Raw genomic sequence first — 18,704 nt, 5'->3', positions numbered from 1 at the left:
ATGCCGCAAACCCACCGGGTTTACCGTCAACCCATGGCACCGGAGATCGAGACTTCGACCGTGTCCGTCGGCCCGCTGTCGGCCTACCTGGCCCGTCCGGAGGGCGGGAGCGCGAGCGGCATGCTGCTGCTCCCGATGATCACCGGCATCGGTGCGCAGGTCCGGGAGTACGCCCACCAACTCGCCGAACGCGGGATCACCGCGCTGACCTGGGACGTCTGGCACGGCCCCAGCAGCGACGACACCCCGATCGAACGCCTCCAGGAACTGCTGGCCGCACTGGACGACGAGAACTCGCTCGCCGAGCAGACCCGCCTGCTCGACCACCTGCTCGGCGAGCTGGGCTGCACCAAGGCGGGCGTGATCGGCTGGTGCCTCGGCGGCCGGTACGCGCTGATCCTCGCCGGTCAGGACGACCGCCTGGCCAACGCGGTCGCCTACCACCCGACGGTGCCCGGCGAGACCCCGCCAAACCACACCGTGGACGCCGTCGCGCACACCGCGCGGATCAAGGCGCCGGTGATGATGCTGTACCCGGGCGCTGATTCGCTGGTGCCGCACGAGCGCTTCGCCGAACTGCAAGCCGCGCTCCAGGGCCGCGAGACCGGGGCGAGCATCATCCACCACTACCCGGGCGCCGAGCACGGCTTCAGCAACCGGACCCGGCACGGCAACGAGGTCAATCTCCACGCCTACCGGCTGTCCTGGCCGCAGGTGCTCGACTTCGTCAGCGTCACCACCGCCTGATGGACGCGCTGCTGCTGACCTACGGGTCACAGGGGGACGTGCAGCCGTTCGTCGCGCTGGCCGAGGCGTTGCGCGCGGCCGGGCACGGTGTCCGGCTCGCCGGACCGGCCCGGTCCGCGAAACTGGCCGGTGACCTCGAATACCGGCCGATCACCGACGCGCTGATCGAGGCCGTCGACACCGACGAGGTGCGGCGGGCCAGGGACAGCGGCAAGGGCGCCGGCGCGGTCGCGCGCTCGTTGCGGGCGGTCAAGGCGGCGGCCCGCGAGGCGCTGGACGACAGCTGGTCGGCGGCCGCCGACGGCGCGGACGTGATCGTGCACCACCCGATCACCGCCGGGCACCACCTCGCCGAGAAGCTGGGCGTGCCGTCGGTGTTGGCGTCGTTGTTCCCGACCAACGTGCCGACCGGCGAGTTCCCGTGCGCGACCGCGCCCGTCCGCCTGCCGAAGGCGCTCAACCGGCTCACCTACCGCCTCGACGGGCTCGCCGGGCTCGCGCTGCGCGGCACCATCGACGACTGGCGCGGCTCGCTCGGCCTGCCCAAGCGCCGTGGCCGTCACGACTTCCTCCGCGACCCGCGTGGTGAGCACGTCACCGTGCTGAACGCGTTCAGCAGGCACGTGGTGCCACCGCCCGCCGACTGGCCGGATTCGGTGCACACCACGGGGTACTGGTTCCTTCCGGCGAGTGCCGAGTGGACGCCGCCCGCCGAGCTGACCGCCTTCCTCGACGCGGGCGAGCCGCCGGTGTGCGTCACCTTCGGCAGCCTGGTCGGCGCGGATCCGGCCAGAACGGCACGCACGGTGCTCGCGGCCGTTCGCCAGGCCGGGGTGCGGGCGATCCTGGTCGCTGGCTGGGGCGGGCTGGCGGTGGACGAGGTCCCCGACGACGTGCTTGTGGTCGACCAGGTGCCCTACGACTGGCTGTTCCCGAGGGTGGCCGCGGTGGTCAGCCACAGCGGCGCGGGCACCAGCTCGGCGGCGGCCGCCGCCGGTCGTCCGCAGGTCGGCATCCCGATGGACGTCGAGCAGCCGATGTGGGCCGCCCGGCTGCACGGTCTGGGCGTGAGCCCGGCGCCGATCCCGTACGGCGAGTTGGCCGAGGACCAGCTCGCTGCCGCACTGCGCGCGGTGACCACCGAACCGGCGTACGCGGCACGCGCCGCCGAACTGGGTGAACTGATCAACGCCGAGGGTGGTGCGGCCGAAGCCGTCGAGGTGCTCGAACGCCGGATGAGTTGACTTTCGGCAGTGTTGCGGCCGGCTCGGCGGCCAGTAGCGTTCGCGGCGTGCGGGACGAGAAACGCGGCAGGTGGGGGCGGCTGCTCGACGTGCTCGTCTGGGCGCTGCTGTGCGCGCTGTTGACCTACGAGAGCCGGACCGCGGAGTTCCCGGCCGAGCTGATCGCGGGGCTGGTCGCGATCACCGTGGCGATGGCGACGGCCTGGCGGCTGCCGCTGGTCGCGCTGGCCGTGGCCTGCGTTTCGAGCACCGGTGTGCTGTTCAACTTCGGCGGGCGCGTGCCGTTGTGGCCGATCCTGCTGATGATCGTGGTCGGCTTCTTCGCCGGGCGCCGGGCCGGGGAACTGCGGCCCGCGCTGGTGGTCTTCGCCGGGGCCGCGCTGGTGGGCCTGCCGGTCGCGCTGGTGGTCAGCGCGGACGGCGTGGCCGGCTGGGGCACGATGGTGGCCACCATGGTCTGCGCGGCGGGGTTCACCTGGCAGCTGGGCCGGTACTTCCGGTTGCGCGAGGACCTGGTGCGCAACGGCTGGGAACGCGCCGAGCAGTTGGAGACCCAGCAGCGGATCGTCGCCGAGGAGGCGCGCCTGCGTGAGCGCGCGCGGATCGCGGCCGACATGCACGACTCGCTCGGGCACGAGCTGAGCCTGCTGGCGTTGCGGGCCGGTGCGCTGGAAATGGCGCCGGAGCTGTCCGAACGGCGGCGGGCGGAGGCGGGGGCGCTGCGGCAGAGCGCGGGCGTGGCCACCGAGCGGCTGCACGAGATCATCGGCATGCTGCGCGAGGACGAGACCGCGCCGATGGAACCCGTCGGCGAGGACATCGCCGCGTTGGTCGAGCGGGCGCGCGCGTCCGGCCTGCGGATCAGCGCCGACCTGGCGCTCGCCGAGGACGTGCCGCCGATGGTCGACCGCGCGGCCTACCGCGTGGTGCAGGAAGCGCTGACCAACGTGGCCAAGCACGCGCCGGGAGCCGCCGCGGCGGTGCGCGTCCACCACGCCGACGGCGAAACCGTGGTGTCCGTGCGCAACGACCCGCCACCCGCCGGGCCGCTGCCCGGTCGTCCGGGCGGCCGTCGCGGGCTGACCGGCCTGCGTGAGCGCGTGCGGCTGGTCGGCGGCACGCTCGAAGCCGGGCCGGGACCGCACGGGTTCGAGGTGCGCGCACGGCTGCCGCACGACGCCGCGCCGATGGCCGACAGCACGGCGACCGAAGCCGAACGGTCCGAGGCGGCCCGCGCGCTCGACCTCGGGCGCCGCCAGGCGAACCGCACGCTCCTGGTCGGGCTCGGCGTGCCGATTTCATTGCTGGCGGTGTTCGCCGGGGTCAGCGCGGTGTTCTACACGCACGACTGGTTCACCTCGAAGCTCGACGCGACCGCCTACCACCGCATGGAACCCGGGCAGCAGCGCGCCGACCTGGCCGCGGTGCTGCCGTCACGCCAGAAGCAGTACCGCGCGAAACTGCCGGAGCCGCCGGTGCCCGATGGCGCGGTCTGCGAGTACTACGGCACCGACGAGGGCCTGCTGGAGTTCAGCGACCACGCGTACCGGCTGTGCTTCCGCGACGGCAGACTGGCCGGCAAGGACCTGATCGCCGACGAGGAGGAGCAGCGTTGATCCGCGTGCTGGTGGCCGACGACGAGCCGATGATCAGGGCCGGTGTGGCCGCGATCCTGGCGTCGGACGAGCAGATCGAGGTGGTGGCCGAGGCCGCCGACGGCCGGGAGGCGGTGGAGCGGGTGCGCTCGGTGCGGCCCGACGTCGCGCTGCTGGACATCCGCATGCCGAACCTCGACGGGCTGTCCGCCGCCGAGCAGATCCGGCGGCTGGTCCCGGAAACCGCGGTGATCATGCTGACCACCTTCTCCGAGGACGAGTACATCGGCCGCGCGCTGGCCGCCGGGGCGGGCGGGTTCCTGCTCAAGTCCGGTGATCCGCGGGAACTGGTGGCCGGGGTGCGCGCGGTGGCGGACGGGGCCGCGTTCCTGTCGCCGAAGGTGGCCCACCGGGTGATCGCGCAGCTGTCCGGTGAGCGCCTCACCAGGGCGGCCGCGGCCCGCGAGCAGATCGCCGGGCTGACCGGCCGCGAGCGCGAGGTGCTGGCGCTGGTCGGGGCCGGAATGTCCAATGCGGACATCGCGGGCAAGTTGTTCGTGGTGGAGGGCACGGTCAAGGCCTACGTCAGCACGATCCTGAGCAGGCTGGGCGCGAAGAACCGGGTGCAGGCGGCGATCGTGGCCTACGAGGCCGGGCTCGTCGGGGACTGAGCGCCGATCCGCGGTGGCGTCCAGTCGGACATCCTGATCGAGCCGCGCACGCTCAGGCTCACCGGCAGCAGGCGGACCAGCGTGTTGCGTGCCCGCACGGCGAGTGGATGCTCGAGCTGCTGCCCGAACCGGCCCATCCTGGCCGAGTTGCGGGCGATGCGCTGGCTGCGTGGCCGTCGTTCGCGGTCGTAGTGCGCCAGCACGGCGGCCACGCTGTCGTGGCGTGCGGCGGCCGCGGCCAGCACCACGGCGTCCTCAATGGACTGACAGCCGCCCTGACCGAGGAACGGCGGCATGGCGTGGGCGGCGTCGCCGAGCAGTGCCACGTTGCCGCCGACGTAGCACGGCAACGGCTCGGCCAGCCAGTGGATGTCGTGGTGCAGCACGGTTTCCGTGCGGGCGACCAGGTCGGGCACCTTCGACCGCCAGCCGGTGAACCGGTCGAGCAGGTACGCCTTCGGATCGTCCACAGTGGAGCCTTCCGGGGCGCTCACCGCGGCGTACCAGTACACGTCGCCGCCGGCGAGCGGGACCACGCCGAGTTCGACACCCGGCCCCATGGTGACACCGAGCTTGACGTCGTCGGTGCGCGCGGTGACCCCCCGGAAGGCGGTGGTCCCGGTGTAGACCGGCTGCGGGTGGCCGGGGTGCAGTTCGGCGCGCAGGCGGCTGTGAATGCCGTCCGCGCCGACCACCAGGTCCGCGTCCAGCTCGGCGGCGGAGCCGACCGTGGTGCCCGGCTCGAGGCAGTCGTCCGGCAGCGCGTCGAGCAGCAGTTCGAGCAGGTGGGCGCGGTGGATGCCGACCAGCGGGCGGCCCAGCGCGCGTTCGAACACCGCCGCGTCCCACCGGGTCAGCCAGCGCCCGTCCTGGTCGAGCAGACCGCCCGAGGTCTGCGGGGTGAGCAGCGGGTCGAGCCGCGGGCCGAGGCCGAGTTCGGTGAGCGCGCGCAGCGCGTTCGGCCACAGGCTGATCCCGGCGCCGACCGCGGTGAACTCGGGCGCGCGTTCGAGCACCCGCACCTCCCAGCCCGCTTTGCGCAGGCCGATCGCCGCGGACAAGCCGCCGATCCCGCCACCGGCCACCAGCGCCGTGCCGCGCATGATCTACTCCTCTACGTCTGTAGTGACTCTGACTCTACACCTATAGAGGGAGCGGTGATGGTGGCGGAACGCGTCGCGGTGCTCGGGGACGCGGCGATCGAGGTGCTGGCCGAGCAGGGCATGCGCGGGCTGACCCACCGCGCGGTCGACACCGCGGCCGCGCTGCCCGCCGGGTCCACCTCCTACTACGCGCGGACCAGGGAGGCGCTGCTGGAGCTGGCGCTGACCCGGATGGCCGAGCTGGACGAGGTCGAGCTGCCGGAGGTCCAGGAACCCGTGTCGGTGGCCAAGCTCACCGCTGGCTTCCTGCACGCGTCGATCACCACGGGCCGCACGCGCACGCTCGCGCGGTACGAGTTCGCGCTGGAGGCCACCCGGCGGCCGGTGCTGCGGGAGATCTACGACCGGATCGGCGCGAAGTACCGGGCGCAGCTCAAGGCGAGCATGGTGGCGCTCGGGTCGCCGGAACCCGAGCGCCACGCGCGCCTGATGATGGCCTGGTGCGAGGGCGTCCTGTTCGACTCGCTGGCCGGTACCGGCGCCGCCGAGCCGCCCACGCTGGCCGAGTTGGAGCGGTCGAGCGAGGAGGTCCTACGCGGCATCGCGCTTGCGCAGGAGGACGTGCCCGAGCGCCAGCGCCCCCGCTGACCAGACCGCGCAGATCGGCAGCCCCAGCCAGGACGGGTAGGGCATGGGCAGCCCGAGCACCGGGCTCACCCCCGAGACCATCGCGTTGGTGCCGGCGAGACCGGGGAAGAACTGCGTCACCGCGTCCAGGCCGAGCCCGCCGAGCAGGATCGGCACCATCAGCAGGATCAGCGTGACCACCGTGATGGTGCCCGCCGTGCTGCGCAGTGCCGTGCCGACGCCGAGGCAGAACAGGCTGAGCAGGGCGAAGTAACCACCCGTCGCCAGCGTGGTCTGCACCGCGCCGCCCGCCGACGTCGGCGGGCCGTAACCGTCGATCAGCGGAATGGCGATCGCCACTCCGACGCCCGCGCAGAGCACGCCGAGCACGAACGCCACCGGCGCCAGCACGGCCGCCTTGGCCAGCAGCACCCCACCGCGCCGGGGCATCCACTGCAGCGTCGCCCGGATCGAGCCGGTGGCGTACTCGCTGGTGATCACCAGCGTGGCGAGCGTGACCACGGCGAACTGCCCGAGGTAGAAGGTGCCGCCGACCACGGCGCCCTGCGCGGTCAGCCCCTCGTCACCGCCGAGCCGGACCGAAAGCGCGGCCAGCCCGGCGTAACCGATCATCAGCACCACCGTGGTGGCCACGCTCCACCAGGTCGAGCGGACGGAGTGGAACTTGGTCCATTCGGCGTGGACGGTGTGGTTCGCGGGGTTCATGTACGGCTCCTCGAAAAGCTGGGAACGCGCTCGGCGGCGAGCGCGCGGAACGGCAGCACCACGGCCAGCGCGACCACCGCGCCGAGCGCGATCCCGGCCAGCACGTCGTGCGGGTAGTGCACGCCGACAAAAACCCGCGAAAACCCGGCGAAGGCGGCGAGCAGGACGGCGAGCGCGGCGGTGCCGGGGTGGCGGCGCCACAGGGTCAGCAGACCGGTGGTGATGGCGGTGGCGATGACCGTGTGGTTGCTGGGGAACGACCAGTCGCCGACCGGCGGGCAGGCCTCCAGCGCGACCGTCGAGCCGCGGCACGGGCGGTCCTGCGCGACGAGCAGCTTCAGCAGTTCGCTGAGCAGGTAGGCGATCGCCGTCGCGACCGCGGTGAGCAGGACCGACGCCAGCACGTGGCGGTCGGCCCTGGCCCGCCGGCAGAGCAGGCACGCGAGCGCCATCAGCGCGAGAACGGCACCGTTCGTGCCGACCTCGAACAGCGCCTGGACCAGCCAGGGGCTGTCGGCGGCGAGCCCGGTGACCAGGTCGTAGAGTTCGCGGCTCACGCGGGCACCCCGTATTCGACCGAACTCGCGGTCAGCTCCAGGTACGCCTGCTCCAGCGAAGCCGTGCGTTCGGCCAGGCCGTGCAGCAGCACACCGAGGTCGTGGGCCACGTCGCCCACCTGCCGCACGGAAGCACCGGGCACCACCAGCACGCCGTTGTCGTCCTCAATGGACAGTCCGTCGGCGTGCAGCCGCCTGGCCAGCCGCTGCCGGTCGGCGGGCCGGGGTACCCGCACCAGCACCGCGGTGCGCGAGTTGCCCGCGATGAACTCCGCCACCGGCGCGTTCGCCAGCAGCCGTCCCCTGCCGATCACCACCAGCTCGTGTGCGGTCAGCTGCATCTCGCTCATCAGGTGGCTGGAGACAAAAACCGTGCGCCCCTCGTCGGCGAGCGAGTGCATCAGCTGCCGCACCCAGCGCACGCCGTCCGGGTCGAGCCCGTTCACCGGCTCGTCGAACATCAGGATGCCGGGATCACCGAGCAGCGCGCCCGCGATGCCGAGCCGCTGCCCCATGCCGAGCGAGAAGGTGCCCGCGCGCTTGCCGGCCACCTCGGTCAGCCCGACGGTGGCGAGCACCTCGTCCACCCGGCGGTCCGGGATGGCGTTGCTGCGGGCCATCGCCAGCAGGTGCCACCTCGCGGTGCGGCCGGGGTGCAGTGCCTTGGCGTCGAGCAGCGCGCCGATCTCGCGCAGCGGGTGGCGCAACTCGCGGTACGGCTTGCCGTTCACCAGCGCGTGGCCCCCGCTCGGGTGGTCGAGCCCGAGCACCATCCGCATGGTGGTGGACTTCCCGGCGCCGTTCGGGCCGAGGAAGCCGGTCACCCGGCCGGTGGCCACGTCCAGGCTCAGGTTGTCCACCACGGTCTTCTCGCCGTAGCGCTTCGTCAGGCCGCGAAGCGTGATCATGTTTCCTCCCTTGTCCGGCACCGAGGTTCGCGCGGGCGGGGTGCACCGGGCAGTGGGCGCAGGGCAGGGATCGACCCCTACTTTCGGCAGGGTTCGTTCGGCGGGGCCGCGGCCGGGCAGGCAGAATGCGGCCATGACGGCGAGCGGCACGACCCGGCGGCGCCGGGTCGCCCCGGTGGACCTGGCCATGCTGGTGCTGGCGATCGTCTCGGTCGGACTGCTGGTCTACGTGATGTTCTGGCCGCACTCCGACCGGACCGCGCACACCATCTTCGTGATCGACACGTGCATCTGCGGCGTGTTCTTCGTCGAGTTCCTGTGGCGGTGGCGCAAGGCCGGCTGGGAGCGGTGGTTCCCCTTGCGCAACTGGTACGAGGTGCTCGGCATGATCCCGGTGGCGCACCCGGCGCTGCGCGGGTTCCGGCTGCTGCGGATCGTCGTGGTGGTGGTGCGCCTGGCGCGGACGGCCGATCGCGCGTTCGGCGAGAAGTTCACCCAGCGGCTGGTGGAACGGCTGTCCAGGCCGATCGTGCTGGCGATCAAGAAGCCGATCACGGTGGCCGTGCTGGACGAGGTGGTCAAGGTGCTGGAAACCGGGAACTACCCGCAGAACCTGGCGCGTTCGCTCGGGGAGAACCGCGAGATGCTGCGGCAGATCGTCACCGAGAAGATGAAGGAGGACCCGCAGGCGGGCCGGTTCTCCAAGCTGCCGTTCCACGACGAGATCGTGCGGACCGTGGTGGACACGGTCATGCGGATCACCCTCGAAGTGCTCACCGATCCGCGCATCGACGACTTCTTCGCCCACGTGGTGCGGGAAAACCGCGAGCAGATCCGCAAGGCGGTGCAACTGGGCCTGCACGAGGAAAGCGGCGACGACGAACGCCTCGCCAAGGAACTACCCGCGCCACCGCAGGGCTTGTACCACCATCAGCAACATCACTGACGGGGTTTGGTGCGCCGGGTGGGTTCGGCGGTCGTCGGGTCCGCCGGCCAGGGGTGCCGCGGGTAGCGGCCACGCAGGTCGGCACGCACGGCGTGGTACCCGTTGCGCCAGAACGACTCCAGGTCGGCGGTCACCGCGGCCGGGCGCCCGGCGGGCGAGAGCAGGTGCAGCACCACCGGCACCCGCCCACCGGCGAGCTTCGGGGTTTCGCGCCAGCCGAAGGTTTCCTGCAGCTTGACCGCCAGCACCGGATCCTCGCGGTAGTCGACGCGGATCCTCGACCCGGACGGCACTTCGAGCCGGTCCGGTGCCAGTTCGTCCAGTTTGGCCGCCTCCGGCCACGGCAGCAGCGCTCGCACCGCGGTTTCGGCGTCGATACGTGCCAGGTCGGCGCGCTTCCGCACGGCACTCAGGTCCACAGTGGACAGAATGGCCTCGTCGGTGGGTTCTGGCCACGGATCACCGATGGCGCGGTGCAGGAAGTCCAGCCGCTGCCGCAACCGCGTCGCGTCCTCCGTCCACTTCAGCAGGCCGAGCCCGTCTCGCCGCAGGCCGTCCAGCACGGCTTCGTGCACCAGCGCCGGATCGGGGTCACGCAACGGCCGTTCGCTGAGCACGATCGCGCCGAGGCGGCGCACCCGGCGGGCGACGAGGTCACCGTCCGCCCAGCGCACTTCGTCCGATTCGGACAGCAGGTGCGCGCCGGCGGTCTCGGCCAGCTCGGCGTCGGCACGTGCGGCGAGCCGGATGATTCCGTTGGTGCGCCCGGGATCCCGGGTCGCCTCGCCGATCGCCAGCCATTCCGCGTCGGTGAGTCCGCTACCTGGGCCGAGTTCGGCGGCGGTGCCCCCGGCCATCAGGTAGACCGGCGAGCCGGCGGCGCGGCGGCGGGCGAGTCGTTCGGGGTGCGCTAGCGCGACCACCAGCGCGGAGTCCGGCTTCTCCGGCCCGCCGTCGACCAGCTTCGCCAGCCGCTGTGCCTCCCGCCGCCAGCGCTGGTCGCCGGCGTCGCGGAGGCGGCGCAGTTCGGCGTCCACATCGGTCAGTGACGCGCCGTTGTCCAGCAGGGCGACCACCTCGGCCGCCGACCGGGAGCCGACCTCACGCGCGCCGTCGAGCAGCGCCCTGGCCAGCCGCGGGTGCAGGCCGAGCGCGGCCATCCGGCGGCCGCGTTCGGTGACCTGGCCGGTATCGTCCGTCGCGCCGAGCGCGCGCAGCACGGCCTGCCCGGCGGCGAGCGCGCCCTCACCCGGCGGATCCCACCAGGCCAGCCCGCTGCCGTCCGGAGTGGACCAGCAGGCCAGTTCGAGCGCGAGCCGCGCGAGTTCGGCGGTGCGGATTTCGGGTTCCGGATAGGCGGGCAGCGACGCCTGCTCGTGCTGGGCCCAGCAGCGGTACACGCGGCCCGGCCCCTCACGCCCGGCTCGCCCAGCCCGCTGCTCGGCCACCGCCGCCGACACCCGCACCGTGGCGAGCCCCGGCAGGCCGCGGCGGTGGTCGACCCGCGGCACCCTGGCCAGGCCCGAGTCGACCACGATCCGCACACCCGGCACGGTCAGGCTCGACTCCGCGACGGCGGTCGCCAGCACCACCCGCCGGTTCTTCCCCTGGCGCAGCGCCGCGTCCTGCTGTGCCGCGGGCAGCCGCCCGTGCAGCGGGAAGACGTCCACCCCGGACAGCAGCTTCGCCACCCGGCCGATTTCCGCCGCGCCGGGCAGGAAGGCCAGCACATCACCGTCCGCTTCGGACAGTGCCTTGTGGATGGTCCTGGCCACGCACGCCTCGATGCGCTCGTTGCGCGCCGGCGGCGAGTACACGTGCTCGACGGGGAAGGTGCGGGCGTGCGCGGTCAGCACGGGACCGTCCAGCAGCGCGGCCAGCCGGTCGGCGGCCACGGTGGCCGAGGTGGCCAGCAGCCGCAGGTCGTCGCGCAGGCCCGCGCGGACGTCCAGGAGCAGCGCGAGCAGCAGGTCGGCGTCGAGATGGCGTTCGTGGCACTCGTCCAGCAGCACGGTGGACACCCCGGGCAGCTCCGGGTCGTGCTGCAGGCGGCGCACCAGCAGGCCCGAGGTGACCACCTCGATCCTGGTCCGCTTCGACACACGGCGATCCCCGCGCACCGAATACCCGACCGTCTCGCCGACGGGTTCACCGAGCAGCGAAGCCATGCGCGCGGCCGCGGCACGCGCGGCGAGCCGCCGCGGTTCGGCCACCACGACCCGGCCCTCGGTGCGTTCGGCCAGCGACGGCGGCACCAGCGTGGTCTTGCCCGTGCCGGGCGGCGCGACCAGCACGGCCGTCCCGTGCTCGGCCAGCGCGTCACCGAGGGCCCCGAGCACGGCGGTGACCGGCAGTTCGGCGCTCACTGCTCGGTGACCTGGGGCGGCGCGGGCGGCGGATAGCCGGACGGTCCGATGTGGGCGTCGAACGCCCTGGTCCACTCGCCGGTGCTGATCATCTTGCGGATCGCGTCGTTGACCGCGCGCTGCGCCTCGACGTCGCCCTTGCGCAGGCCGATGCCGTAACGCTCGGGCGCGAACTGCGTACCGACCACGCGGAGCAGTTCGGGCTGCTGGGCCGCGTACCCGGCCAGGATCACCGCGTCCGTGGTCACCGCGTCCACCTGCCCGGCCAGCAGCGCGCTGACGCACTCGGGGTAGCGCGGGTACTCCACCAGCTCGGTCTGCTGGGCGAACCGGTCGCGGACCTGCTCGGCGGAGGTGGTGTTGGTGGTCGAGCAGAGCCGCTTGCCGTTGAGCGACTCGGGCCCGGTGATGTCCGTCGTCTGCGTGCGGACCAGCAGGTCCTGGCCGGTTTCGAAGTACGGCCCGGCGAAGGTCACCTGCTGGCGGCGCTTCTCGGTGATCGAGTAGGTGGCCACCACCATGTCCACCGAGTTCGACGCCAGATCCGACTCCCTGGTCGAGGTCGCCGTCTCGCGCCAGGTGATGTCGCCCGGCGCCACGCCCAGCTCGCCCGCCACGTACTTCGCCACCTCCACGTCGAAACCGACCAGCCGCCCGTCGAGCGTCCGCTGCGAGATGCCAGGCTGGTCGAAGCGGGTGCCGACGGTCAGGTGCCCGCGGACGTCGGCGCGCTTGACCAGCGAGTCGGCGTCGGTGGCGGTGGTGCAGGCGACGGTGTTGATCATGGTGCACCCGAGCGCGGCGATGGTGGCGAGTGCCCGCCTGCCGCGCATCGGCGTCCTCCTGACCTCACGGTGTTCTCAGGTCGCCTGAATAGCCTAGAACCCAGGTCACGCCGGTGGGAAAGGAACTGAGGCAAGTGGGTGGAGCGGAGCGCGCCGCGCGGAAGCGGCGGCAGGAGCAGCAGCAGCGGCAGCAGGCCGCGAAGCCGGTTCCGGCCGCGCGGGGCGTCGACAAGCGGACCATCGGCGTGGTCGCCGCGGTGGTGCTGGTGGTGGCGGCCGTGGCCGGCGGCATCTTCTGGTACCAGGCCGACAAGAACAAAACCGAGGGCCAGACGATCACGGCCGTCGCGCAGGGCGCCCCGGCCTGGCCGGAGCGGCGGGACGGCCTCGTGGTCGTTTCCGGCAGGCCGGAGGCCAAGGCCACGCTGGACGTCTACGCGGACTTCCTCTGCCCGGCCTGCGGTGAGTTCCAGAAGCGCTTCGGCAAGCAGATCGAGGAGCAGGTCGCGGCGGGCAACCTCCTGCTGCGCACGCACATGGTGCCGATGCTGAGCGCGCAGAGCGATCCGGAGGGCTACTCGCTCGATTCGGCGAACGCGGGCCTGTGCGCGGCCGACGCGGGCATCTTCACGCCGTTCCACGACAGCCTGTTCGCCGCGCAGCCCGAGGAGGGCAAGCGCGGTTACGACAAGGGCCAGCTCACCGCGCTGGGGCAGGCCGTCGGCGTTTCCTCGCCCGCTTTCCCGGCCTGCGTCGAGAGCGGTACCTACAACCAGCAGCTCGACGCCGAGCTGAAGCGGGTCACCGAGGACCCGTCGCTGCACCAGGAATTCCCGAACGGCAGCAAGGGCTTCGGCACGCCGACGGTGATCGCGGGCGGCAAGCCGGTCGACACCGCCGACCCGGAATGGCTCAGCAAGCTCGTTTCCGGTGCACCCACCGCGTGATTTCCCTCCACCGCGCGAAACCGGTGGTTTAGGCTGGGCGCGGACTGCTCGGGGGACGAGGAGGGGGCATCCGTGCACGGCACACCACGCCAGGGTTTTCACGTGGGCGAGGGCGCCTACGAGAACTACGCGCGGCACATCGATCCGGCGGGGGAGGACATCCGCGGCGCCGGGGCCAAGCACCTGGACCCGCACGCGGACATCGACGGTGACGGTTTCTCGGAGCTGGGCCAGGAGACCGGGTTTTCCGGCGCCTACGCCAGCCGGATGCGCGGCATCCAGGAGCGCGTGGCGCGGCTCGGCGGCCAGTGGCAGCAGATGGGTGACGCCGCCCGGCAGACCGCGGTCAACTACCAGGTGGTCGAGGGGGACCAGGGGGACATCATGAGAAACATCGGCAAGGACCTGCCGTGACCTACGAAACCGAGCAGGTGCTCAGAACCGGGCTGGACACCAACCAGCAGTTCGAGCAGAAGATGCTCCGCAACAGCGCGGGCATCAGCGCGGCGCAGGACGGGCAGGTGGCGCTGCGCACCACGCTGGACGGGGTCCGCGGCAACGTCGCGTCGCAGCGCGCGAACCTGGCGGCGAACAGCTCGGGCACGGCCACCGACACCGCCACCGAGACCTCGGTGAACCTGGAGAAGGAGGTCGACGACCTGCTCCAGGAAAGCGCCGAGATCGAGCAGGCGGTGGCCGAGGCGGCCGAGATCCTGGACGTCGCCGACATCCAGAACAAGCAGCTGCGCGAAGAGATCATCAGGGTGATCAACGACGCGATGAAGAAGATCGCGATCGAGCGCGCGCGGCCCAACGGCGAGGGCAACGCCGCCGCGGCGGACATCCTCAAGCAGATGATCACCGAGGTGGACCGCCTCAACGGCGAGTCGGCGACGGTGGCGTCCAACGCCGAGGGCCAGCTCACCCAGACCGCGACCAAGCTGGCGCCCGCGCCGCCGCCGTCCACCGGGGACACCGGCGGCAGCAGCGGTGGCACGCAGGTCGGGCCGTCGTTCAACGCCCAGGGCAGCCGCCGCGGTGGCGGTGGTGGCGGCGGGGGAGGCGGTGGTGGCGGCTCGGTCCGCAAGCCGCGCCTGCCGGTCGCGATCCCGCCGCAGCCGGGTACCGGGGTGGACGTGAACCTGCCCGACGGCAGCACGGTCAAGGCGCCCAACGAGACGGCCGCGAAGGCGGTCCGGGCGGCGCTGTCGAACCTGGGCGTGCCGTACGTGTGGGGCGGTACGACGCCGGGTGTCGGGCTGGACTGCAGCGGGCTGACGATGACCGCGTACGGCGAGGCCGGGCTGGAGATCCCGCGCAAGTCGAACCAGCAGACCATCGGCGCCGAGGTGCCCTCGATCGACCAGCTGCTGCCGGGTGACCTGGTGGTCTGGTCGGGGCACGTGGCGATGGTGATCGGCAACGGGCAGATGGTGGAGGCGGGCGACCCGGTGCAGGTGGGGCCGATCCGGACCACCAACGCCGGGCAGTCGTTCATCGGGTTCTACCGCCCGACCGGCTAATCTGCGCGGTGGACTCGGGGAGGTCGACAGTGGCGGAGTTCGACATCGGCCGGGAGGCCGATCGGCTGGCGCGGGAGATGGACGAGGCGGGGGAGCGGGCCAGGGCGCAGTTCGAGCGCAGCGGGCCGATCACCGGCCGGGCCCAGACCGGCGACGGCGCGATCGCGGTCGAGGTGGTGCCGGGTGGCAAGCTCAAGAACGTCAAGCTGACGCCGTATGCACTGCGCAGCGCGCCGGAAGTGATCGCGCAGCAGATCGTCGAACTGGCGAACCAGGCCACGCGGCGCGCGGGCGACCGGATGTACCGCACCCTGGCGCCCGCGCTCGGTGACGGCCAGATCCGCTCGATGGGGTACGAACCCCTGCCCGACGACGAAGACGATTACCGAAGGTGAGCGGCATGGAGCAGGTGCCCATCCACCGGACCACCCGCCAGCTGATCGAGCAGACGCGGGCGCGTTCGGAAGCACTTTCGCAGGTCGAAGCCATGATGGCGCAGGCGAAGGGCACCGCGCACGACGTGGACCAGACGATGGAGGTGACCGTCGACGCGCACGGCAAGCTGCTGCACCTGTGGCTGGCCCCGACGGCGGTGAACTGGGGTGCTGAGCGGCTGGGTTCGCTGATCGTGGAGGTCGCCGAGGTGGCCCATCGTGAGGCCGTGCAGGACAGCTACAACAAGGTGGCTCTGTTGTTAGGCGACGAAACCACGGCGATGATCGAGCAGATCTCGGGCCTGCCGGCCCCCGCCCGCACCCCCGACGACGACAACGGCCTGACCGCGGCGGAGTTCCAACGCCGCCGCGAGCAGCGGCTGGCGCAGGAAGCCCCCAGTCGCCGAGCGCCACAGGACGATGACGATGTGTACGCCTTCGACCTGGCTTCGCTGAGGTCGGACCGGTAGGGACCCCCCTTTGCTGGGCCATCCGGGGGTCATGTACCTTATAGGCACACGAGATGCGGAGTTCACCTTCGCTCCGGGGCTATGGCGCAGCTGGTAGCGCACCTCACTGGCAGTGAGGGGGTCAGGGGTTCGAGTCCCCTTAGCTCCACAGTTTTCAAGATCGCCTGACCTGTCTGTATTTGCAGGTCAGGCGATTTTTTTGTTACAGCGAAGTTTTGTTTTGAGCGCGCCGTCCTTCAGTTACTGTTCAGTAGGTGGAGCAGAACTGGAGCAGCCCGTCGAATCCGGGCGAAACGGGGTCACAGGAACTGCTCCAGCTGTGTCGCCCAGTTGGGTAGACATCCGCGACGTGTCGGCCGCAGGTTGGTGCCTTCGGCGGGGCACACGAAGGATGGGAACGGGTCTGATCAGGCGCTATTGACTGGGACTTTGGTAGTGGAGGGGATTTCGGGCTGCCCGCACCGGGGGGCATGAGCACCGACTCGCGGATGGTGACTCGGTTTGTCACGGTCACTATGGGGATTGTCATCGGGTTGACCTTCTGTTCGGCTTCGGCAACGTCTTGAATCTGGCTTTGAAACTGGGCGTGCCGGTGTACGTGGCTCCGCTGGTGGCGCCGGCTGTGGATCTGACGGTGCTGGGTTTGCTTGCCGGTACTCGTCACCTGGCGTTGTCGGGCGCTGGCGACGACGTTTTACGACCAGCACGCCGCCTGCTCCTGGCGGCAAGCTTGGTGACCTTGCTGTTGAACGTTGCTGATCCGGTGGCCTCCGGCCACTGGGGGTAAAGCGGCATTCGATGCCGTTGGCCTGCTCCTGCCGATCGGGTGGGCAGAGGCGGGGCCCGACTTGCTTCGCGCCTGAGTGACGTGCCGCAGCCGTTGGTTCACCAGGTGGAAGAGGGATCGGCTGGGGAAGCAGCCGCTCAATCTGTCGAGCCGACGGGTGCCGCATGTCGCCTCACGGGCGAGCTGGATAGTACTCTCTTGGAGCTGGCCCGTCGCGCGGACGCTGAGCATTGGCGTCGTTGTCGGCGGCCTATCTCGGCTGAGACTCTCCGGGAGGAGTTGCGGGTCGGCGCGGCGACATCGCGGGAGCCGGTGGCAGTGGTTCGCGCTGTGAACGGGCCGGCGGTTGCGGCTCAGTCGGCTTCAGTGGGGCCTCTGTCGAGCTGACCTGGTCAACGTCGCTGCTGCGGGCGAGGTGGAGGGGCTCGAGGCGCTGCCTTGGCCGCATCACCAGACCGACTGCGGCTTCTACCGGATCGTCCAAGCCGAAGCCCGGTCCGTGCCCAACCGCCAGGCTGCGCACGCTGCGGCCTTCCTCTCCGACGAGGCGCGCCCGGTCATGGCGCGATGTCCATACCACCAACCCGACTGGCCACGACTCGTCCGCATCCTGCGGCAATCCCTCGATGGCCTCGAAGACGACGAGCGGCCGACCTTCCGCGCTCATCCCGAGTACGACCAGTTGACCGACGACGAACAGCACTGGCTGCACATCATGGTGGTGGAGCCGATCGAATGGGACGACGGCGGCGATCAGCTCATCAACGGCCAGCACCGGTCGTGCGCGCTGCGCGCCGCCGGAGTTGAGCACGGCCCCGTCAAGGGCCGCTTCCTGCCCGGCACCCAGTACCCCGCCCCCATCGACGCAACAGAGCACGCGCGCCACGGTCAAGGACTCGTGGCGTGATCACGCTGCCGAGCACGACGTTCCCGGCTGGGTTGGCACCTTGGCCAGGTTGCTCCCACGCGCGTGGCGCGCCCGGCTGATCGAGGACGACCACTAGCTGTCTGGCGTGGCGATCACGGAATGGTCGGCGTGGCGGCCTGCTCGAACACCTCGAGCCATCGCCGCGGTGTGGCCCGATGCTGTGCGAGCATCGAGGACAGCAATCGGGTGCGGCTTGGCCAGTTGTAGGTGGCGTTGTCGGGGTGGTGATCACCTGCCCGGCCGCCGCTGGCGATGTACTTGTCGGGGAGATTCCACGCTTGCTCGCCGGTCAGCAGGAACACCTCCGCGGCACCGAGAGATCGAGGACGTAGGACACGATCATGGGGCTCTGGCTGTACTGCCGGAATACCTTCAGGCCGCGTGTTGTGCCTTTGACCTGGATTTGGGCGACTCGGAACGGCTCGACTTGGTAGACAAGCAGGTCGGCCCCGTGATCGACGACGGGTACGGCCATGTAGAGCTCCGCGCATCGTGACAGCGACAGTTCGGTCGCCGCAACGGTGGCTCGTTCGACGCGAAGGTTGTCGGCTCGCATGGTCAGGTGTTCGTGAACGTCGGCACGAGCCCACCATAAGTGAAACCACCGACACTTACGGTTAAGGCGTGCGGCGACGCTCCGCAACGGGGGTGCCGGGCCAGAGCAAGCTGCCGAGCCGTGCACCGAGGGCGATACCGATGCCGGTGACAAAGCCTGTAGCGAGGCCGTCCAGCGGCACTTGAAACCGTCGCTTCGGGCGAGATGCGGCGCGGTGCTGCGTGAGGCGCGCGATGTTGCCGGTGTCCTCAGGTCCGGCCGGGATGTCGCCGTCGCCCAGTCGAGGAAGTCGGCGAACGTGGTCGGCGACTGCCGCGAGTTCAGTGGCACCGGTTGTCCTTGCCAGACAAGGACTTCGAGCGATGAGGCGTCGGCGTCGCCGAGGGCAGCGAAGGCGTGATCGCCGGAGCAGACGGTGAAACGGGCGCAGCCGTCGGCCTGCATCCGCCGCGCGTGCGCGCGAGCAGGGCAAGTTCCGCAGCGTCGGGTCCGGGCATGACGCGCAGGGGTGCGACGCCGAGCGCCGCCAGCGTGGAGGCGGTGACGTCGTCGTTGTCCTCACGCAGCATGCGACCGGCAGACTCGGCGATGCCGAACCCGTGCCACGCTGCCAGGAGCGAGGCCCCCGTGTCCGTGGGATCGGTCATCCGCAGCCGTACGACGCACTCCGCGATCAGCTCCAGCGCACTGGGCTTGCGGCGCGCACCAGCTTCGGTTTCGGTCACGTCCAGGACCGTAGCCAGCCACAGCGCCGACACGAACGGGCGATCGGCCAAGTCCGACG

Annotated in this window: 21 protein-coding genes, 1 tRNA gene and 1 pseudogene; 14 read left to right on the top strand and 9 right to left on the bottom strand. The window is 71.3% G+C overall.

The window, feature by feature from the left end; translation table 11 throughout:
• Positions 1-33: 33 nt before the first annotated feature.
• Genes A4R43_RS22055 through A4R43_RS22040 form a run of 4 tightly spaced genes read left to right on the top strand, consistent with a single transcriptional unit; the run spans position 34 to position 4,257 of the window.
• Entirely contained in the window at positions 34-747 is a 714-nt protein-coding gene (locus A4R43_RS22055; protein ID WP_113694073.1) for a dienelactone hydrolase family protein, read from the top strand.
• Positions 747-1,991 (top strand): glycosyltransferase, encoded by a 1,245-nt coding sequence (locus A4R43_RS22050; RefSeq protein WP_113694072.1) that lies wholly within the window; start codon positions 747-749, stop codon positions 1,989-1,991. The genes A4R43_RS22055 and A4R43_RS22050 overlap by 1 nt, the downstream gene beginning before the upstream one ends.
• Before the next feature lie 47 nt (positions 1,992-2,038).
• Positions 2,039-3,607, top strand: coding sequence for a histidine kinase (locus tag A4R43_RS22045; protein ID WP_113694071.1), 1,569 nt, complete (start codon positions 2,039-2,041; stop codon positions 3,605-3,607).
• The gene (locus tag A4R43_RS22040; protein WP_113694070.1) at positions 3,604-4,257 is read left to right on the top strand and encodes a response regulator; all 654 of its coding nucleotides are present in this window, start codon (positions 3,604-3,606) and stop codon (positions 4,255-4,257) included. The genes A4R43_RS22045 and A4R43_RS22040 overlap by 4 nt, the downstream gene beginning before the upstream one ends.
• Here A4R43_RS22040 and A4R43_RS44075 read toward each other — a convergent pair.
• A complete protein-coding gene (locus A4R43_RS44075; RefSeq protein ID WP_113694069.1) occupies positions 4,230-5,360 on the bottom strand; it encodes an FAD-dependent monooxygenase in 1,131 nt (376 codons plus the stop codon). The two genes, A4R43_RS22040 and A4R43_RS44075, sit on opposite strands and share 28 nt — an antisense overlap.
• 57 nt (positions 5,361-5,417) lie before the next feature.
• On the opposite strand from A4R43_RS44075, the gene A4R43_RS44070 reads away from it, so the two are divergent.
• Entirely contained in the window at positions 5,418-6,008 is a 591-nt protein-coding gene (locus tag A4R43_RS44070) for a TetR/AcrR family transcriptional regulator (RefSeq protein WP_113694068.1), read from the top strand.
• Here A4R43_RS44070 and A4R43_RS22025 read toward each other — a convergent pair.
• Genes A4R43_RS22025 through A4R43_RS22015 form a run of 3 tightly spaced genes read right to left on the bottom strand, consistent with a single transcriptional unit; the run spans position 5,952 to position 8,178 of the window.
• Positions 5,952-6,713: an ABC-2 transporter permease gene (locus tag A4R43_RS22025; RefSeq protein WP_113694067.1), complete on the bottom strand. Its 762-nt coding sequence runs from the start codon at positions 6,711-6,713 to the stop codon at positions 5,952-5,954. The two genes, A4R43_RS44070 and A4R43_RS22025, sit on opposite strands and share 57 nt — an antisense overlap.
• On the bottom strand, positions 6,710-7,270 hold the full coding sequence (locus A4R43_RS22020) for a phosphatase PAP2 family protein (RefSeq protein WP_113694066.1): 561 nt from the start codon (positions 7,268-7,270) through the stop codon (positions 6,710-6,712). Before A4R43_RS22020 ends, A4R43_RS22025 begins: the two co-directional genes overlap by 4 nt.
• The gene (locus A4R43_RS22015; RefSeq protein WP_113694065.1) at positions 7,267-8,178 is read right to left on the bottom strand and encodes an ATP-binding cassette domain-containing protein; all 912 of its coding nucleotides are present in this window, start codon (positions 8,176-8,178) and stop codon (positions 7,267-7,269) included. Before A4R43_RS22015 ends, A4R43_RS22020 begins: the two co-directional genes overlap by 4 nt.
• A 133-nt stretch (positions 8,179-8,311) precedes the next feature.
• On the opposite strand from A4R43_RS22015, the gene A4R43_RS22010 reads away from it, so the two are divergent.
• Positions 8,312-9,124: an ion transporter gene (locus A4R43_RS22010; protein WP_113694064.1), complete on the top strand. Its 813-nt coding sequence runs from the start codon at positions 8,312-8,314 to the stop codon at positions 9,122-9,124.
• Here the strand turns inward: A4R43_RS22010 and hrpB are convergent.
• Together hrpB and A4R43_RS22000 are read right to left on the bottom strand one after the other, a co-directional pair.
• Complete coding sequence (hrpB, locus tag A4R43_RS22005; RefSeq protein ID WP_113694063.1) at positions 9,118-11,490, bottom strand: ATP-dependent helicase HrpB; 2,373 nt, start codon at positions 11,488-11,490, stop codon at positions 9,118-9,120. The genes A4R43_RS22010 and hrpB overlap by 7 nt on opposite strands.
• Positions 11,487-12,323, bottom strand: a complete 837-nt coding sequence (locus A4R43_RS22000) for a glutamate ABC transporter substrate-binding protein (RefSeq protein WP_113694062.1) — start codon at positions 12,321-12,323, stop codon at positions 11,487-11,489. Before A4R43_RS22000 ends, hrpB begins: the two co-directional genes overlap by 4 nt.
• Positions 12,324-12,409: 86 nt before the next feature.
• Between A4R43_RS22000 and A4R43_RS21995 the strand changes: the two genes are divergently transcribed.
• The 8 genes and pseudogenes from A4R43_RS21995 to A4R43_RS21960 all read left to right on the top strand — a co-directional run bounded on the left by A4R43_RS21995 (position 12,410) and on the right by A4R43_RS21960 (position 17,343).
• Entirely contained in the window at positions 12,410-13,222 is an 813-nt protein-coding gene (locus tag A4R43_RS21995; protein WP_113694061.1) for a DsbA family protein, read from the top strand.
• Between the two features lie 72 nt (positions 13,223-13,294).
• The gene (locus A4R43_RS21990) at positions 13,295-13,636 is read left to right on the top strand and encodes a hypothetical protein (protein ID WP_113694060.1); all 342 of its coding nucleotides are present in this window, start codon (positions 13,295-13,297) and stop codon (positions 13,634-13,636) included.
• The gene (locus A4R43_RS21985; RefSeq protein WP_236808185.1) at positions 13,633-14,745 is read left to right on the top strand and encodes a C40 family peptidase; all 1,113 of its coding nucleotides are present in this window, start codon (positions 13,633-13,635) and stop codon (positions 14,743-14,745) included. Before A4R43_RS21990 ends, A4R43_RS21985 begins: the two co-directional genes overlap by 4 nt.
• Positions 14,746-14,774: 29 nt before the next feature.
• Positions 14,775-15,140, top strand: a complete 366-nt coding sequence (locus A4R43_RS21980) for a YbaB/EbfC family nucleoid-associated protein (protein ID WP_236808184.1) — start codon at positions 14,775-14,777, stop codon at positions 15,138-15,140.
• A 5-nt stretch (positions 15,141-15,145) separates the two neighbouring features.
• Complete coding sequence (locus A4R43_RS21975) at positions 15,146-15,649, top strand: YbaB/EbfC family nucleoid-associated protein (RefSeq protein WP_113694059.1); 504 nt, start codon at positions 15,146-15,148, stop codon at positions 15,647-15,649.
• A 75-nt stretch (positions 15,650-15,724) separates the two neighbouring features.
• Positions 15,725-15,797: transfer RNA gene (locus A4R43_RS21970), tRNA-Ala, on the top strand.
• Between the two features lie 322 nt (positions 15,798-16,119).
• Positions 16,120-16,823, top strand: a pseudogene (locus A4R43_RS44780) (hypothetical protein).
• A 28-nt stretch (positions 16,824-16,851) separates the two neighbouring features.
• Entirely contained in the window at positions 16,852-17,343 is a 492-nt protein-coding gene (locus A4R43_RS21960) for a hypothetical protein (protein WP_113694058.1), read from the top strand.
• A 113-nt stretch (positions 17,344-17,456) separates the two neighbouring features.
• On the opposite strand, the gene A4R43_RS21955 is transcribed toward A4R43_RS21960, so the two are convergent.
• The 3 genes from A4R43_RS21955 to A4R43_RS21945 form a co-directional block, all read right to left on the bottom strand.
• Positions 17,457-17,666 (bottom strand): hypothetical protein, encoded by a 210-nt coding sequence (locus tag A4R43_RS21955; protein ID WP_113694057.1) that lies wholly within the window; start codon positions 17,664-17,666, stop codon positions 17,457-17,459.
• The gene (locus A4R43_RS21950) at positions 17,654-17,920 is read right to left on the bottom strand and encodes a hypothetical protein (RefSeq protein WP_113694056.1); all 267 of its coding nucleotides are present in this window, start codon (positions 17,918-17,920) and stop codon (positions 17,654-17,656) included. Before A4R43_RS21950 ends, A4R43_RS21955 begins: the two co-directional genes overlap by 13 nt.
• Positions 17,921-18,240: 320 nt before the next feature.
• Positions 18,241-18,645 (bottom strand): hypothetical protein, encoded by a 405-nt coding sequence (locus A4R43_RS21945; protein ID WP_162788551.1) that lies wholly within the window; start codon positions 18,643-18,645, stop codon positions 18,241-18,243.
• Between the last annotated feature and the right edge of the window lie 59 nt (positions 18,646-18,704).

Origin of the sequence: Amycolatopsis albispora (assembly GCF_003312875.1) — a bacterium.
GTDB lineage: Bacteria > Actinomycetota > Actinomycetes > Mycobacteriales > Pseudonocardiaceae > Amycolatopsis > Amycolatopsis albispora.
This window is presented reverse-complemented; position numbering and strand designations above follow the sequence as displayed.

What these genes read in the sequence shown, in the direction of transcription:
- A4R43_RS22055 (WP_113694073.1), top strand. Translation starts at nt 34, where the DNA reads ATGGCACCGGAGATCGAGACTTCGACCGTGTCCGTCGGCCCGCTGTCG.
- A4R43_RS22050 (WP_113694072.1), top strand. Translation starts at nt 747, where the DNA reads ATGGACGCGCTGCTGCTGACCTACGGGTCACAGGGGGACGTGCAGCCG.
- A4R43_RS44075 (WP_113694069.1), bottom strand. Translation starts at nt 5,360, where the DNA reads ATGCGCGGCACGGCGCTGGTGGCCGGTGGCGGGATCGGCGGCTTGTCC.
- A4R43_RS44070 (WP_113694068.1), top strand. Translation starts at nt 5,418, where the DNA reads ATGGTGGCGGAACGCGTCGCGGTGCTCGGGGACGCGGCGATCGAGGTG.
- A4R43_RS22025 (WP_113694067.1), bottom strand. Translation starts at nt 6,713, where the DNA reads ATGAACCCCGCGAACCACACCGTCCACGCCGAATGGACCAAGTTCCAC.
- A4R43_RS22015 (WP_113694065.1), bottom strand. Translation starts at nt 8,178, where the DNA reads ATGATCACGCTTCGCGGCCTGACGAAGCGCTACGGCGAGAAGACCGTG.
- A4R43_RS22010 (WP_113694064.1), top strand. Translation starts at nt 8,312, where the DNA reads ATGACGGCGAGCGGCACGACCCGGCGGCGCCGGGTCGCCCCGGTGGAC.
- A4R43_RS22000 (WP_113694062.1), bottom strand. Translation starts at nt 12,323, where the DNA reads ATGCGCGGCAGGCGGGCACTCGCCACCATCGCCGCGCTCGGGTGCACC.
- A4R43_RS21975 (WP_113694059.1), top strand. Translation starts at nt 15,146, where the DNA reads ATGGAGCAGGTGCCCATCCACCGGACCACCCGCCAGCTGATCGAGCAG.
- A4R43_RS21950 (WP_113694056.1), bottom strand. Translation starts at nt 17,920, where the DNA reads ATGCGAGCCGACAACCTTCGCGTCGAACGAGCCACCGTTGCGGCGACC.